The organism is Rhizobium sp. S96 (genome assembly GCF_030382195.1).
In the GTDB taxonomy this organism is placed as follows: Bacteria; Pseudomonadota; Alphaproteobacteria; order Rhizobiales; family Rhizobiaceae; genus Rhizobium.
Genome location: NZ_JAUDRY010000012.1, coordinates 110,232 through 123,741, shown reverse-complemented (window position 1 = coordinate 123,741; position 13,510 = coordinate 110,232). Strand labels below are relative to the sequence as shown.

Here is a 13,510-nt window from a genome sequence, read left to right as displayed (position 1 = left end):
TAACAGGCGGACCAAGATGAAGGTTTTCGCAGGCAATTCGAACCGGCATCTCGCCGAAGCGATCTGCAACTATCTCAATGTGCCTTTGGGCAGAGCAACCGTCCGGAGATTTGCCGACCAGGAAATCTTCGTGGAAATCCAGGAAAATGTCCGCGGCGAGGACGTTTTCCTAGTGCAGTCCACCTCGTTTCCGGCAAACGACCACCTGATGGAACTGCTGATCATGATCGACGCCATGCGTCGTTCGTCGGCACGCCGCATCACGGCCGTCCTGCCCTACTTCGGCTATGCTCGCCAGGACCGGAAACCCGGACCGCGCACGCCGATCTCCGCCAAGCTCGTTGCGAACCTGATTACCGAAGCCGGTGCCGATCGCGTTCTGACGCTCGACCTGCACGCCGGTCAGATCCAGGGCTTCTTCGATATTCCGACGGACAACCTCTATGCCGTGCCGATCCTGACGCGCGACATCAAGGCGAACTACGATATCAGCAACGTCATGGTCGTTTCGCCCGACGTTGGCGGGGTCGTACGCGCCCGCTCCGTCGCAAAGCGGCTCGACTGTCTGCTGGCGATCGTCGACAAGCGTCGCGACCGCCCGGGTGAATCCGAAGTCATGAACGTCATCGGCGACGTGACCGGCAAGGATTGCATTCTGGTCGACGACATCGTGGATTCCGGCGGCACGCTGGTCAACGCTGCCGAAGCCCTGCTTAAGAACGGTGCCACCAGCGTCACGGCGTACATCACGCATGGCGTCCTGTCCGGCGGAGCCGTCACTCGCGTGACGTCCTCCAAGCTTCGCGAACTCGTCATCACGGACTCGATCCAGCCGACGACCGCGGTGCAGTCCGCGCACAACATCCGTGTTGTCACGACGGCAAACCTGATCGGCGAAGCGATCAACCGTACCAGCCAGGAAGAGTCCGTCTCCAGCCTGTTCGACTGAGGCATTGCCAAAATCGCAACGATTGCAGAGCTTTGGGCTTTCCACCCAATGCGACTTCGGCTACGTTCTGCGCGAAGTTTGAAGGAGGAACGACGATGTTTGCCGGGTTGATATCGCCGAAGAAATGGTCGCTGTTCCTTCTTGCGCCGATACTGGCGGCGTGCACCGTGGATGTCGATCCCGGCTACTCGCGTCCACCACCACGCCCGCGTCCGCCGCAAACGCAGATGTGCACCATGGAATACGCACCGGTCTGCGGGCAGCGTGGCGGAAGAACACAGACATTCGCAAACAGCTGCCAGGCGCGCAGCAATGGCTTTGCCATCATCGGCCACGGAGAATGCCGCCGGCAGCCACCGGTCACGCCAATGCCGCCGCATAGGCCTCAGCCCCAGCCGCCCCGTCCGGGTAGGCCAGAACCCACGCATCCGGAGCGTCCAGCAGGGATTTGCACCCGCGAATACCGGCCTGTCTGCGCACAGCGCGGGCCCCAAACGCGGACATTCCCGAACGCTTGCGAGGCCCGCAACGGCGGCTTCAGCATCATCGGCAACGGCCAGTGCCGCTGAGGAATGGCTAGGCCGCGATATTTGAGGCCGCGGACATCACCTCCTGCGGCGCCGGTACACCGAACAGGCGGCGCCCATCATCGACAACTTCGGTGAAGCACCACCTGACAAAGCCGTCGCGATCCAGCAGGAATTCGCCGACAAGCTGTCCCTCGCCCGTCGCGATCATGCTCTTGTCCTCATCGGTGAATTCGTAGCCGTCGGCATTGTCGAGATATTCCGTGGCCGCCATGAAATTCATCGGCTCCGGCAGCTCCGGCATATCGACCTTCATTGAGGTCATCGCACTCAGGCTGACCTTGTAAGGCCACTGTGTCTCTGATTCCGTGAACTCGATATTCGGCAATCCGAATGCCCGATGCGACACGCGATCCGGATCGGACGCCGCCAACAGGTTGGGCAACGGGTGATAACGGAAATACATGCGGGCCCGCTCGATCGGCGTGTTGACAATCGTCAGGCTTTCCACCCCCTTCTCCTGCAGGTCGCCGGCAAGAGTGGCCATGGCCGCGATCTGGCGTCGGCAGAAGGGACAGTGAAGCCCGCGAAACAGCCCGACGAGAACAGGCTTCTGGCCGCGAAAATCGTCGATGGAAACCTTGCCCTGGCGCGTGATCGCATCGAGAACAACATTTGGGGCACGGTCGCCCGGTTGCAGCGGCTTGTCGCGTTGAATTTCCGGCATGACACCCTCCTTTGCCTGTACGTCAGGCATGTTCCGCGTAGAACGAGGAAAACCTGCACGCGGCGTTGCGTGTTCACCTTCAGACGGCGCTCGTTCAATCAAGAAAAGGCAAAACCACCAAGGCGTCAGGGTCCAGGCCGTGCTTCGTACAAATGTCCTGAGCCAGCGTAAAATACCGCTCAGCTTCCGCCATATCGTCCTTTTCCAAATTCAGGGTCGCCAAGCCATCATAGCACGGAAACAAGAGCTGCGGCTCGCCGATTTCGAGCGCAAGCCGCAACGCCTCTTCATAGAAGCCACGCGCAAGACCCGGTTGTCCGTGACACTGATGGATCTGCCCCAGCACGATCAAGGGCACGGCAAGGTGGTCGCGCTGATCGAGAGCACGGTCGATCTCAATCGCTTTCTCCGCAGCCGGGACCCCCTCGCTGGCGCAGTTGTCTGTGAACGTGCAGCAAGCGACGGCAAGGTTCGCGTAAAGCCGCGCCTGGAAGCCGAGATCGGACATCCGCTCGGCAACATCGAGCCCACGTCGGCAGACGTCGATGGCGCGTGCCGGGTCCACGATCGTGTAGAGGACACCCAGGTTGGCATAGGCCCGGCAGGCTGCCCCCAGCAGTTCGGCATCCTCGGCAACCTTGAGACTGTGTTCGACTGCCTGCACCGCCTCCCGGCGGCGCCCAAGCCGCGCCAGCGCGACCCCTTTCGTATTGAGGGACTCCGCACGCGCTTGGGCAGCCTCGGCCGTCGCACAGCCCGCCGCATCAAGGCAGGATAGCGCATCATCCGCCCAGCCGGCGGCCACGACATGATCGCCCATGCGAAAGGCGAGATGACCGCGCTCCTGCAGAAGATGCGAAAGCTCGATGGGCGCGTCGGCATCGCTCAGCATCGACGCTGCCTCCGCATAGGCGGCGTCCGCCAGATCCCTCTTGCCCGCATCCAGATTGAGACGCCCGAGCTTGCGGAGCACGCGGGCCGCAGCAGCCCTCTCGCCGGCTTCCCGGAAGATCGCCAGCGCCCGCCCATAATGGTCCCGCGCTGCGTCCCTCGCGCCGACAGGACCGCATAGATCCGCAACACGTTCGAGCAGCGCAAGCCGCTCCGACATCGTGCTTGCATCGCCTTCGACCGCCATGAGCGCCTCCCGATAGAGCCGCATCGCATCGTCGTTAGCGTAGGTCTTTCGCGCCAGATCGCCGGCAGCCATCAGGTAGCGGGCGCCCTTGCCGGTTTCGTCCGCCAGGCAGAAATGGCGGCCGAGTTGGGCGGTATCTTCCAGGCGGGACGGCATACCGCGGTGCATCCGCTCGAGTGCCATGCCGACACGAGCATGCAGTGCCTTGCGGCGCTGCAGCAGGAGATTGCTGTAAATGGCATCATGCAGAAGGCTTTGCTTGAAGGCATAACCCGCCACACCCTTTATTTGCCGATGCTCCGTTTCCTCCAGAATTTCAGCCTGGCAAAGGCCGTCCAGCCCGGCGTCAAGACGCACCGGATCAGAGGCAATGTCCCTGAGAAGGGCCACGTCGAAGCGTGGGCCGATAACCGCCGCCTCCTGTGCCAGCCGCTTCATCTCGGGCGAGAGTCGGTCGACGCGGGCGAGCAGCATTGCCTGCAAGCTCACGGGTATCTCCGAGCCGACCTCGCTGCCCACCACAGACCAGGTGCCATCGCTGAAGCTCAGCGTGCCGGTCTCGATCAATGCGCGTACAATTTCCTCGATGAACAGCGGATTGCCTCCCGCCCTCGTCAGGATCCCTGACCGCACATCCGCCGGTATGGCATCCCTGCCCCCGAAGTATTGGGCTAGAAGCGTTTCGCCGTCAGTCTCCGAAAGCGGCAGCAGGCGGAGCACGGTTCCGCTCGTTCGGCTGGATGCCAATCCTTCGCTTTCCGTCGATGACCGGCCGGTGGTCAGCATCATAAGGCGCGTGCATTCAAGCCGGTCCATCACGAAGCGCAACGCCTCCACCGAGGCGGAATCGGCCCAATGAAGATCCTCGATCACAAGCAGCAGCGGGCTCAGCGACAGCCGCCGCTCGATGATGGTGCGGGTGGCATAGAGGATCTGCCGCCGCAGCTGTTCTGGTTCCAGATGACGAAGGGCATCGCCCGGATCGCCAAAACCGAAAACCGAAAAGAGAAGCGGTGCCAGCTCCCCGATGTCTTCCTCGGAAAAGCCGAGATCGCGCAAGCCCGCCGTCAGCAACTCGGCGGTGCGCGTTGGGCTTTCCCGCTCCGCGATCCCGTATGCGCTGCGCAACACGGATGCCAATGTGCCATATGACTGATCGCCAAGCGGCGAGCAGACCGCACGTCGCACCACGACATCGCGAAACCGCTCGTCCCTGGACATCGATCCCAGGAAATCCTTCACCAAACGCGATTTGCCGATCCCGGCATCGCCGACAAGCTGGACGAGTTGCGCTCTGCCGGCGCAGGCAAGGCCCAGGCATGAGCCCATGCGCGCCAGTTCCGCGTCGCGTCCCACGATCTCGGCATGCAAACCGAGACTCTCCAGGCCACGCGCGGCGTTGGGCGTATCCAGCGGCGCGATCAGGCGATGAACGTGAATGTTGCCGGTCTTGCCGCGCAGCACCTGCGAACCGAGGCTTTCGAACGAGAAGGCATGGCGCGTGAAGCGGTGTGTCAACGCACCGACCAGGATCTCGCCCGCGCCCGCCATGGATTGCAGGCGCTGCGCCGTGTTGACCGTATCGCCCGTTACCGAATAGGAACGCGACGCCGACGCTCCGAAGCCACCGGTGACAACGGGCCCGGTGTTGATACCGATATGCAGCTGCAGGGGCATGTTCGCAAGGGCCGGCCATCTGGCGCCCACGCGAGCGGCTCCAGCCGTCATTTCCAGCGCCGCACCAAGCGCCCTGGCCGGATCGTCCTCATGTGCCGTGGGAGCGCCGAAAAGCGCAAGAAGCGCATCGCCGACGAACTTGTCGACAAATCCGCCGTAATCCTCCACCGCCCGCGTCAACTCTTCGAAAAGCTCGTTCTGCAGCGCACGCATCACCTCAGGGTCGGTTTTCTCGCTCAGCGTCGTGAACCCACAGAGATCGGCGAAGAGGACCGTCAGCATCCGGCGGTCAGCACCGTCTTCCACGGATGCCGTGGCCACGGCTTTTGGTACAACGGCGTCCCGTGCCACGACGCGGGTGGCTGAACCGCCGATCGGCGTGCCACATTTCGGGCAGAATGCGAAATCCGGCTGGCAAGCCTCGCCGCAGGCAGCGCAGGAGATCGGTTGCTTTGCGCCGCATTTCGGGCAGAACGCAAAGCCGCTCTCGATGGCAAAACCACAAGCGGCACAATCCATTGGAATGGCCCCGACCGCGCGGGTTCACGGCCCGCACTTCTGCCTCACAATGAACCCGCAGCACCGCTCCTGCAAGGACTATCGCGGAACGTTGTGCCCACCGGCATCGTCAGTCAGCAGGCTTATTCAGCACCCTTGATCACCTGCCCGTTCACCGACACCGCGCCATCAGGGGCAACGTTGATCTCCCACCGCTGGCGGCCATCCGGGTCAGTCTTGGCAAAACCCTTCGCCATCATCAGACCGAACGACAGCTGATTGAGATCGGGATTGCTCTTGGCAAGGTCCTGCACGGCGGCAATCGTCTTGTCGAGGTCGCGCGCGAGGATCGTCGCGTCCATCGAGTATTCCTTCTCATTATCAAGCCGCCCGCGCACCGTCCCGGAGATCTCTGCGTCATAAACGCTGGAGGAAGCGGCAATCTTCGGGAACTCCATCACGAGGTTCCCGTCCTTGAACAGCTTCTGGGCAGCCTCCTTGCCGCTGTCGTCAGACATTTTGTCCTGATTGAAATCGGCCTTCAACAACTCCTCGCTGAATGCCGTAAAATCCATATCCGAAAGGGCGAACTGCATCTGCAGCGCATCCGGCAGGAAGGCCGAATAGGCTGCCGGAACAAGGGGACTGTCGAAGCTGATCTGCCGAGCAGACATGCCGAAACCGAACCGCATCGCGTTGGTCGGGCCATCGAGCGCGACGTTGTAGTCCAGGCTCTTTGCGCCACCGTTGCCACCGGTGCTTGATATGGTGAGATTGTTGACGCCGATGGTCTCGTTCAGGCTCGTTACCAGCGGGAACGCGTTGCGAAGCATCGTCTTCAGAGTATCACTATCGGCTGGTTTGAGCTTCTCGGTCTCGGCATGATCAAGGATGAACACGACGATATCGCGGATTTCCTTTGCCTTGATGCCGTTGACCGCAGCCGCGAGGTCAAGCGAGTCCGCCCGAATTTCGACCGGTGGAATCTCGTGACCTCCGATGGTCTCGACAAACCCCAGTGCTGTTCCGCTGACCGCGAAATTCGTCCGCTCAGGGGCAGAACTCGGCGACGATGTCAGCTTGTAGGTCGAGCTGTCCAGAGCAACGGCAACGTTCTCGGCAGCTGTTTTCGAGGTGAAGCGAAGCGCCTTGGTCGAGAAGTCGCCGGAACGAAGGTAGCTGATGGCAGGATCGAAAATACCGCTGAAGATCGCGGAGCCGATCACGTAGGTGAAGTCGGTCCTCGGCTGTCCGGCCACCGAAAAATGTCCTGTCACATCGAGGGCATTATTGCCCTCGAGCTTCCAGAGGCCATCGTCCTGAGGTGTCGCGGAAATGGACCATGGCACGAGACCGCTGATGGCGAAATTCGCCGGTCGCGCCGCCTTCAGCATCTTTTCGAAATCGGAAATGATCTCGTAGCGGGTACCGGCCGGCTTGACCGTGATGGCGCGGTTCGGCGCAACCTCCTTGGGCAGAAGCCTGGTGAGATTGCCCTTGAGCGCATCGGCACCGCTCTGATTGATTTCAACGGCAGACGCCGCCGAAGCGAAACCGAGCATGATGGCGCCAGCGGCGGTTACGACATTGAGCTGCATACCAATTTCCCTTCCCCAACCAGCGCGTATGTGAGGTCGGTAGTGGCACGATGTCAACCCAGGGTCAGGCGGCAGCCTCCTGTGGAGGCTCGCGCATAACGACTTGATTTTCCGTAGCGATCGCATCGGTGCGAGCGGGCTGGGCATTGACCAGCGCCTCGATCTCCTCGCGTGGCATCGGCTTTCCGAACAGGAACCCCTGCACCTGCAAGCACCCCTCGCGGCGCAGGAAATCGATGTGCTCCTCGCGCTCGACGCCCTCGGCAAGAACAGGAATATCCAGGCTCTGGGCCAGAATAAGCGTCGAACGGACGATAGCCGCCGATTGTTTGTTGCTGACCACGCCGTCGATGAAGGCCCGGTCGATCTTGATCTTGTCGAAGGGGAAGCTTTGCAGCGTCGACAGCGACGAGTAGCCTGTCCCGTAATCGTCCATCGCCACCTTGACGCCAAGCGCCTTCAGGCGCCGGATCACGTTCAGGGCATGCGCATGGTCGGCAACAATGCCGGATTCCGTAATCTCGAGCTCGAGGCGTGAAGGCGCCAGGCCGCTGTCCGCCAGGATCTGCTGCACGATCAACGGCAGTCGGCTGTCGGCAAGCTGTTGCGCCGCGACGTTGACGGCAATTCCAAGTGGGTTCTGCCATTTCGCCGCTTCGCTGCAAGCCGTCCTCAAGACCCACTCGCCAAGCTCCATGATGAAACCCGTCTTTTCCGCGATCGGGATAAACTCGCCGGGCGAAACGAAACCGCGCGTCGAGTGCTTCCACCGCAACAGGACTTCGAGACCGACCACCTCCCGGCTCACGGTATCGTTCTGCTGCTGGTAGAACAGTGTGAACTCGCCGCGCTTGAGGCCTTCGCGCATCTCCATCGCCAAGGCATTGCGCGCACGCGCGGCTTCGTCCATCGAAGGATCGTAGAAGCAGATGCTGCTGCCGGCCGTCGCCTTCGCGCGGTACATGGCGACATCCGCCTGCGACAGCAGATCGTCGATCGTCCGGGCCTGGTGGGGGAAGCTTGAAATACCGATGCTCGACCCGACGGAAAGCAGCTGGCCGTTCCATTCGACAGGCCGCTCAACCTCATCGAGAATGCGCTGGGCGAGCGCCGTGGCCTCCGAGCGGACGACATGATCACGCATGACGACGACAAATTCGTCACCGCCTGCTCTCGCGGCGAACTGTCCCTTGTCGGTTATCTTCGCCAGCCGTTCGCCGATCGCCCGCAGCACGGCATCGCCTGCAGCGTGCCCGTGAACGTCATTGATCTCCTTGAAGCGATCGAGGTCGAAGCTCAGCACCGTGATGTTGCTCGACATGTCGTTCAGGCTCTTGATCATCAGCGGCAGGTGCTCGTTCAGCCCTGCCCGGTTGGCAAGATGCGTGAGCGGATCATGAAGCGACAGATGCCGATACCGCGCAACGGCGGCGACCGTGGACTGCATGTCGATGATATAGGTCGATGCGCCAAGCAGGAGGATGATGACCATCACGGCTCCGACAAGGCTGGTCATGACCCCAACCGAGAGGATCTCGCGCGAAACGGTTACCGTCGCATCAGGCACGATCGTCATACCGGCCATGCCGATGAAATGCGTGGATACGATCGCCAGGATCAATGGCAAGGCGGAGCCGCACTTGCTGAAACGCGATGTGGGTCTGGCGACGCGATTGGTCACCAGCGCTCCAAACCCGGCCGCGGCAACGAGGGAGGCGACGACGTAAGGCCGGCTCCACTCGATATCCCCGGCAACCTCAAAGCCGGCAATACCAACATAATGCATCGCCGCAACGCCGAGACCAACGATGGCGCCGCCGGCTTCAATCAGCGCACCCTTGCGAGAAAGGGAAGCAATGGAAAAGCCCGTCATCGCCGACGCTATGCCGATGAACAGCGACAGAAGCGTCAGCGTAGGGTCGTAGCCGGTCAGCACCGGCGTCTGATAGCCGAGCATGGCAATGAAGTGGGTGGTCCAGATCGTCGCCCCACCGACAAATCCCGAAAGAAAGAGCCAGTTAAGCTTCTGAAGTCCCTGGGTTCTTCTCACCTTGGCGAAAAGCCTCACCGTCAACAGCGACCCAAGCACGCAGATGATGGTTGCAAAAAGCAGATGGGAGGGGCTGTGTTCAACAGCGATGCAGGAAAAGAGACGGAGCATCAAAAGGGACCAGATTGAGACATCCCCTCATAGCCACTCCGACATTAGTATTCCTTAATGATCCAGGAAATCCCGACCTATGGTTAAATCTTGACGACCGGCTGCAACTTCTGAATTCGCGAGTGGTCGAAAAGCTCGCCGCTCGCTCGTCCGGTACGGCGAAACCACGTAAAAATGTTCGCAATTCCCAGCAAGCTTGCCTTTGCGGCACAACTATACTATAGCGCACGCGTCCGCGCAGACACCCTTGGAGGCAACGCGGATGAGGATGGGTACCCCCCGCCTCCAGTTCCGTACAGGCACACGCCATGCGGAGCTCTCCAAATAACCTCGGAAGGAAAAGTCATGAGCCACGCAAGCTACGAGCTCAAGGCCGAGGCGCGCGAACGGGTTGGTAAGGGGTCCGCCCGTGAACTTCGCCGCAACGGTTTGATTCCCGCTGTCATCTATGGTGACAAGCAGGCCCCAATTTCTATCGCTCTCAGCACCAATGAGGTGACGAAGCGCATCCACGCCGGCGGTTTCATGACCACCGTTGCAACGATCGAAGTCGACGGCAAGAAGTACAAGGTTCTGCCGAAGGACTACCAGCTCGATCCGGTTCGCGACTTCACGATGCACGTAGACTTCCTGCGCGTTTCGGGCAACACCCAGGTCACCGTTGAAATCCCGGTTCACTTCATCAACGAAGAGAAGTCCCAGGGCCTCAAGGTTGGCGGCGTTCTGAACATCGTTCGTCACGAAATCGAAGTTCATTGCCCGGCAGACGCTATCCCGGAATTCTTCAACATTGACCTCAGCGGCAAGAAGATCGGCGACAGCATCCATATCTCGGAAGTCACCCTGCCCAAGGGCGTGACGACGGTTATCGACCGCGACTTCACGATCGCAACGATCGTTGCTCCGGCAGGCGGCGTTGCCGAAGAAGCTGGCGAAGCAGAAGCTTAATAGCTTCCATAATTTGTAAAGCATAAGGCCCGCTTTCTCCGGAAGGCGGGCCTTTTCATTTGGGCGAAGGAGGTCGTTTCAGCAACATTTAATACATTTCATGGAAGCATCCGGTACCGCTTATGAAAGTCCTGCGATGGCAGGAAGCGATAAAAAAGGTACGGCAGGGAGCCGACAGGAAAATATGAACAATTCCGTTCAGAACAGATTTCTGGCGATCGTTTGCGGAGCCCTGCTCCTCTTCGTCGCCCCTCTGTTTGTTCTCTTCCTGTTTCTTTCCTCGGAGCGAGCGGATAAGGAAATCCGCGACCACATCTCCGTTCTTCTTGTTGCAAACGCCCAGGCACTGGCGAAACCTCTATGGGATCTCGACGAAGACAGCGTCGCGCAGATCAGCGCAACCGTCGTTTCACAAGGGGCGATCGTCAAGGTTCAGGTCCGCGACCAGTCCGGGCAGCTGGATGTCACCCAGTCGACCATTCCGAAGTCTTTCGGCGGCGAACTCGTCCAGGTATCGCGCGCCATCATCTACAACACGGTCGATGGCCCGAAGAACCTCGGCACCATCTCCGTCTTCTATCCTGCGCTTGGCCTGTTCTCGGGCCTGAAGCATGAAGAGATCGTCTTCATGTCGATCTTCATCTTCGCGGTCCTCACGGTCTTCAGCTCCGCATTGATCGGTAACCGCATCTTCATCATCCGTCCGCTGATGCGCCTGATTGCCGCCACCGAGGCGACGCGCCAGCTGGGTTCGCGCCACCACGTCGACTGGCACTCGAACGACGAAATGGGCCGCCTTGCCCGCGGCTTTAACGAGATGCAATCCAAGCTCGAACGCGAGGAGCAGGAGCTGAAGCTCGCCCATCGCCGCGCGATCGACATCTACGACCTCACGCCCGCCATGCTGTTCTCGCTCGACGAGGACGATCGGATCACCGCCGTCAGCGACTACTGGCTGGTCGCCACCGGCTACGAGCGTCCGCGCGTTATCGGCAGCAGGTTCACTGATCTGGTAACATCGGATACCAGGGAGGCCTTCCTCAATCGCAAGAAGGACGGCGGCACCGCTGTCGATGTGACCGTGAAGTTCCTTTGCGCAGACGGTCGCTTGATGGATGTCCTGATTCTGGAATCGAAAGCCGCCACAGGCGGCCACGACATGCTTTCACTGTCCGTCATGACCGATGTGACGGAACTCAAGGCATCCGAAGCGCGGAACCACCGCCAGGCGATCAGCGACCATCTGACCGGGCTTCTCAACCGCCAGGGTTTCGAGACTGTCCTCGACGGGAAGATCGGCGAAGCCGACGCTGCCGGCCAGGAGCTTGCCTGCCTGTTCGTCGACCTCGATCGCTTCAAGTGGATCAACGACAATCTCGGCCACGCCGAAGGCGACCGGGCTCTGCGCGAGTTCGTCGACCGCTTGAAGGCACATCTCGCGCCATCCGACGTGGCCGCCCGCCTCGGCGGTGACGAATTCGCGATCCTGCTGCCGGCAAAGGACGCCGCCCGCCGCGCGGCTGTTATGGCCGAGCAGATCGCTTCGATATTCCACGAGCCCTTTGGCGCCGATCTGCATCTCAGCGCCAGCGTCGGCATCGCGATCTATCCGCGGCATGCCACGACCGCCGCAGAGCTCCTGCAAAAATCCGACATGGCCATGTACGCCAAGAAGCGTGACGGCAAGAACGGCGCGCAGCTCTTCGACAATGGCATGCTGGACCACGCACGCGCCCGCGCCGAGATCGAAACATGCATTGAGACAGGCTTGGCCGAGGGCTGGTTCGACGCCTATCTGCAGCCGATCGTCCATCTGAACGGTCGCGGCATTGCCGGCTTCGAGGCCCTGATGCGCCTCAACCATCCGCAAAAGGGGTTGATGCCTCCAGCCGAGATCATCAACGTTGCGGAAGAGACGGCGAAGATCGTGCGCGTCGGCAATGTCATCATGGAGAAGGCGATCGCGCATCTGGCCCGGATCTCGAAGCTCGCGGGCATGCAGGACAGCTATCTCGCCATCAACTTCTCGCCGCTGCAATTCGAAGCCGCCCTCCCCGCGCGACTGGCCGCCTTGCTCGGCCGCCACGGCATCCGCCCGGAACGGATCGTCGTCGAGATCACCGAAGCAGTGCTGATGCACAATAATCCGGAAATCCGCATGATCGTCAGCGAATTGCGCCGTTTCGGCTGCCGCATTGCCCTGGACGACTTCGGCACGGGATACTCATCGCTGAGCTATCTCAACCGCTTCCCGGTCGATATCATCAAGATCGACCAGTCCTTCACCCGCTCGATCAATGACGTCAACGAAGACGTGCGCCACAAGAGCCGCATGCTGGTTGAAAGCATCACCACCCTGTCTCACAAGATGGATTGCACGGTCATCGCCGAAGGCATCGAGACGGAAGAGGAATGCAGGACGCTTTGCGAGATGGGCCTCGACTATGGTCAGGGATACCTCTTCCACCGTCCTCAGAATGCGGCACAGCTCATCGAGCAGCTGACAGTCGTCAAACTAGAAGTCGCGCGAGCATCCTAAGCGCCGAAAGGAAGGCATAACGATGAAACGCCTGTTGATCCTTGCTCTTCTCGGTCTTTCTTCGTTTGCGCCCGCCAAGGCGGAAACCGTCACCCTGTTCACCGAGGACTATCCGCCGTTCAGCTATCGCGAAGGCAAGGAACTCAAGGGCGCTTCCGTCGACCAGGTAGAAACCGTCATGACGGCGGTAGGCGTCGACCACAAGATCGAGATGATGCCATGGACACGCGCCTACGCTCTCGCCCAAACCACCCCAATGACCTGCGTGTTCACCACCGCGCACAGCCAACAACGCGACGCGCTGTTCAAATGGGTGGAACCGCTGCTCCTTGATCAGAATATTCTGATCACCAAGTCAGGATCGGGTGTATCCGCGAACAATATTGAGGACGCCAGACGATACACAGTCGGCACGCATCGTGGTGACTATACCGAGACGCTTCTCAAGGAAAAAGGCTTCACCAGGATCGACGTCGCGTCCGACTTTAATGCGTCGCTTCGCAAGTTGCTGAACGGCCGCATCGACATGATGCCAATCTCGGAATCCTTCTTTGAGAAATTGAAGAAGGATCAGCCGCTGGAGAAGGTCGCTCTTCTCTCCTCTCAGCCTTTGGGCATTGCGTGCGAAAAGAATTTCCCTCCGGATCTTCTGGCAAAGATGCAGGATACCTTGAGCAAAATGATTGCCGATGGCACGCAAAAGGCAATCTTCGAAAAGTACGGCCTGCATCCTACGTATTGATTTTCC

Annotated in this window: 9 protein-coding genes; 5 read left to right on the top strand and 4 right to left on the bottom strand. The window is 60.4% G+C overall.

Features of this window, described 5'->3' with window-relative positions; all coding sequences use genetic code 11:
- The first annotated feature begins 16 nt into the window (after window positions 1-16).
- Together QTL94_RS15385 and QTL94_RS15380 are read left to right on the top strand one after the other, a co-directional pair.
- Window positions 17-949, top strand: coding sequence for a ribose-phosphate pyrophosphokinase (locus QTL94_RS15385; RefSeq protein ID WP_065693416.1), 933 nt, complete (start codon window positions 17-19; stop codon window positions 947-949).
- Between the two features lie 95 nt (window positions 950-1,044).
- Entirely contained in the window at window positions 1,045-1,518 is a 474-nt protein-coding gene (locus QTL94_RS15380; protein WP_289802464.1) for a Kazal-type serine protease inhibitor domain-containing protein, read from the top strand.
- A gap of 7 nt (window positions 1,519-1,525) precedes the next feature.
- Here QTL94_RS15380 and QTL94_RS15375 read toward each other — a convergent pair whose 3' ends face one another.
- From QTL94_RS15375 to QTL94_RS15360, 4 genes are all read right to left on the bottom strand, one after another.
- Window positions 1,526-2,203 carry a peroxiredoxin-like family protein gene (locus QTL94_RS15375; protein WP_113520796.1) on the bottom strand — a complete coding sequence of 226 codons (678 nt, stop codon included), beginning with the start codon at window positions 2,201-2,203 and terminating at the stop codon, window positions 1,526-1,528.
- Between the two features lie 94 nt (window positions 2,204-2,297).
- Entirely contained in the window at window positions 2,298-5,537 is a 3,240-nt protein-coding gene (locus QTL94_RS15370; RefSeq protein WP_289802463.1) for an adenylate/guanylate cyclase domain-containing protein, read from the bottom strand.
- Window positions 5,538-5,659: 122 nt separating this feature from the next.
- Window positions 5,660-7,114 carry a hypothetical protein gene (locus QTL94_RS15365; protein WP_289802462.1) on the bottom strand — a complete coding sequence of 485 codons (1,455 nt, stop codon included), beginning with the start codon at window positions 7,112-7,114 and terminating at the stop codon, window positions 5,660-5,662.
- Window positions 7,115-7,178: 64 nt separating this feature from the next.
- The gene (locus QTL94_RS15360) at window positions 7,179-9,275 is read right to left on the bottom strand and encodes a putative bifunctional diguanylate cyclase/phosphodiesterase (RefSeq protein WP_289802461.1); all 2,097 of its coding nucleotides are present in this window, start codon (window positions 9,273-9,275) and stop codon (window positions 7,179-7,181) included.
- 345 nt (window positions 9,276-9,620) lie between these two features.
- On the opposite strand from QTL94_RS15360, the gene QTL94_RS15355 reads away from it, so the two are divergent.
- The 3 genes from QTL94_RS15355 (at window position 9,621) to QTL94_RS15345 (ending at window position 13,504) form a co-directional block, all read left to right on the top strand.
- The gene (locus QTL94_RS15355) at window positions 9,621-10,223 is read left to right on the top strand and encodes a 50S ribosomal protein L25/general stress protein Ctc (RefSeq protein WP_065693410.1); all 603 of its coding nucleotides are present in this window, start codon (window positions 9,621-9,623) and stop codon (window positions 10,221-10,223) included.
- A gap of 184 nt (window positions 10,224-10,407) precedes the next feature.
- Window positions 10,408-12,762, top strand: a complete 2,355-nt coding sequence (locus QTL94_RS15350) for an EAL domain-containing protein (protein ID WP_289802460.1) — start codon at window positions 10,408-10,410, stop codon at window positions 12,760-12,762.
- 22 nt (window positions 12,763-12,784) lie between these two features.
- Entirely contained in the window at window positions 12,785-13,504 is a 720-nt protein-coding gene (locus QTL94_RS15345) for a substrate-binding periplasmic protein (protein WP_289802459.1), read from the top strand.
- Window positions 13,505-13,510: the final 6 nt, after the last annotated feature.

Bases quoted from the DNA above. Each gene is read 5' to 3' on its own strand.
- QTL94_RS15385 (WP_065693416.1), top strand. From the start codon at position 17: ATGAAGGTTTTCGCAGGCAATTCGAACCGGCATCTCGCCGAAGCGATC.
- QTL94_RS15380 (WP_289802464.1), top strand. From the start codon at position 1,045: ATGTTTGCCGGGTTGATATCGCCGAAGAAATGGTCGCTGTTCCTTCTT.
- QTL94_RS15375 (WP_113520796.1), bottom strand. From the start codon at position 2,203: ATGCCGGAAATTCAACGCGACAAGCCGCTGCAACCGGGCGACCGTGCC.
- QTL94_RS15370 (WP_289802463.1), bottom strand. From the start codon at position 5,537: ATGGATTGTGCCGCTTGTGGTTTTGCCATCGAGAGCGGCTTTGCGTTC.
- QTL94_RS15365 (WP_289802462.1), bottom strand. From the start codon at position 7,114: ATGCAGCTCAATGTCGTAACCGCCGCTGGCGCCATCATGCTCGGTTTC.
- QTL94_RS15360 (WP_289802461.1), bottom strand. From the start codon at position 9,275: ATGCTCCGTCTCTTTTCCTGCATCGCTGTTGAACACAGCCCCTCCCAT.
- QTL94_RS15355 (WP_065693410.1), top strand. From the start codon at position 9,621: ATGAGCCACGCAAGCTACGAGCTCAAGGCCGAGGCGCGCGAACGGGTT.
- QTL94_RS15350 (WP_289802460.1), top strand. From the start codon at position 10,408: ATGAACAATTCCGTTCAGAACAGATTTCTGGCGATCGTTTGCGGAGCC.
- QTL94_RS15345 (WP_289802459.1), top strand. From the start codon at position 12,785: ATGAAACGCCTGTTGATCCTTGCTCTTCTCGGTCTTTCTTCGTTTGCG.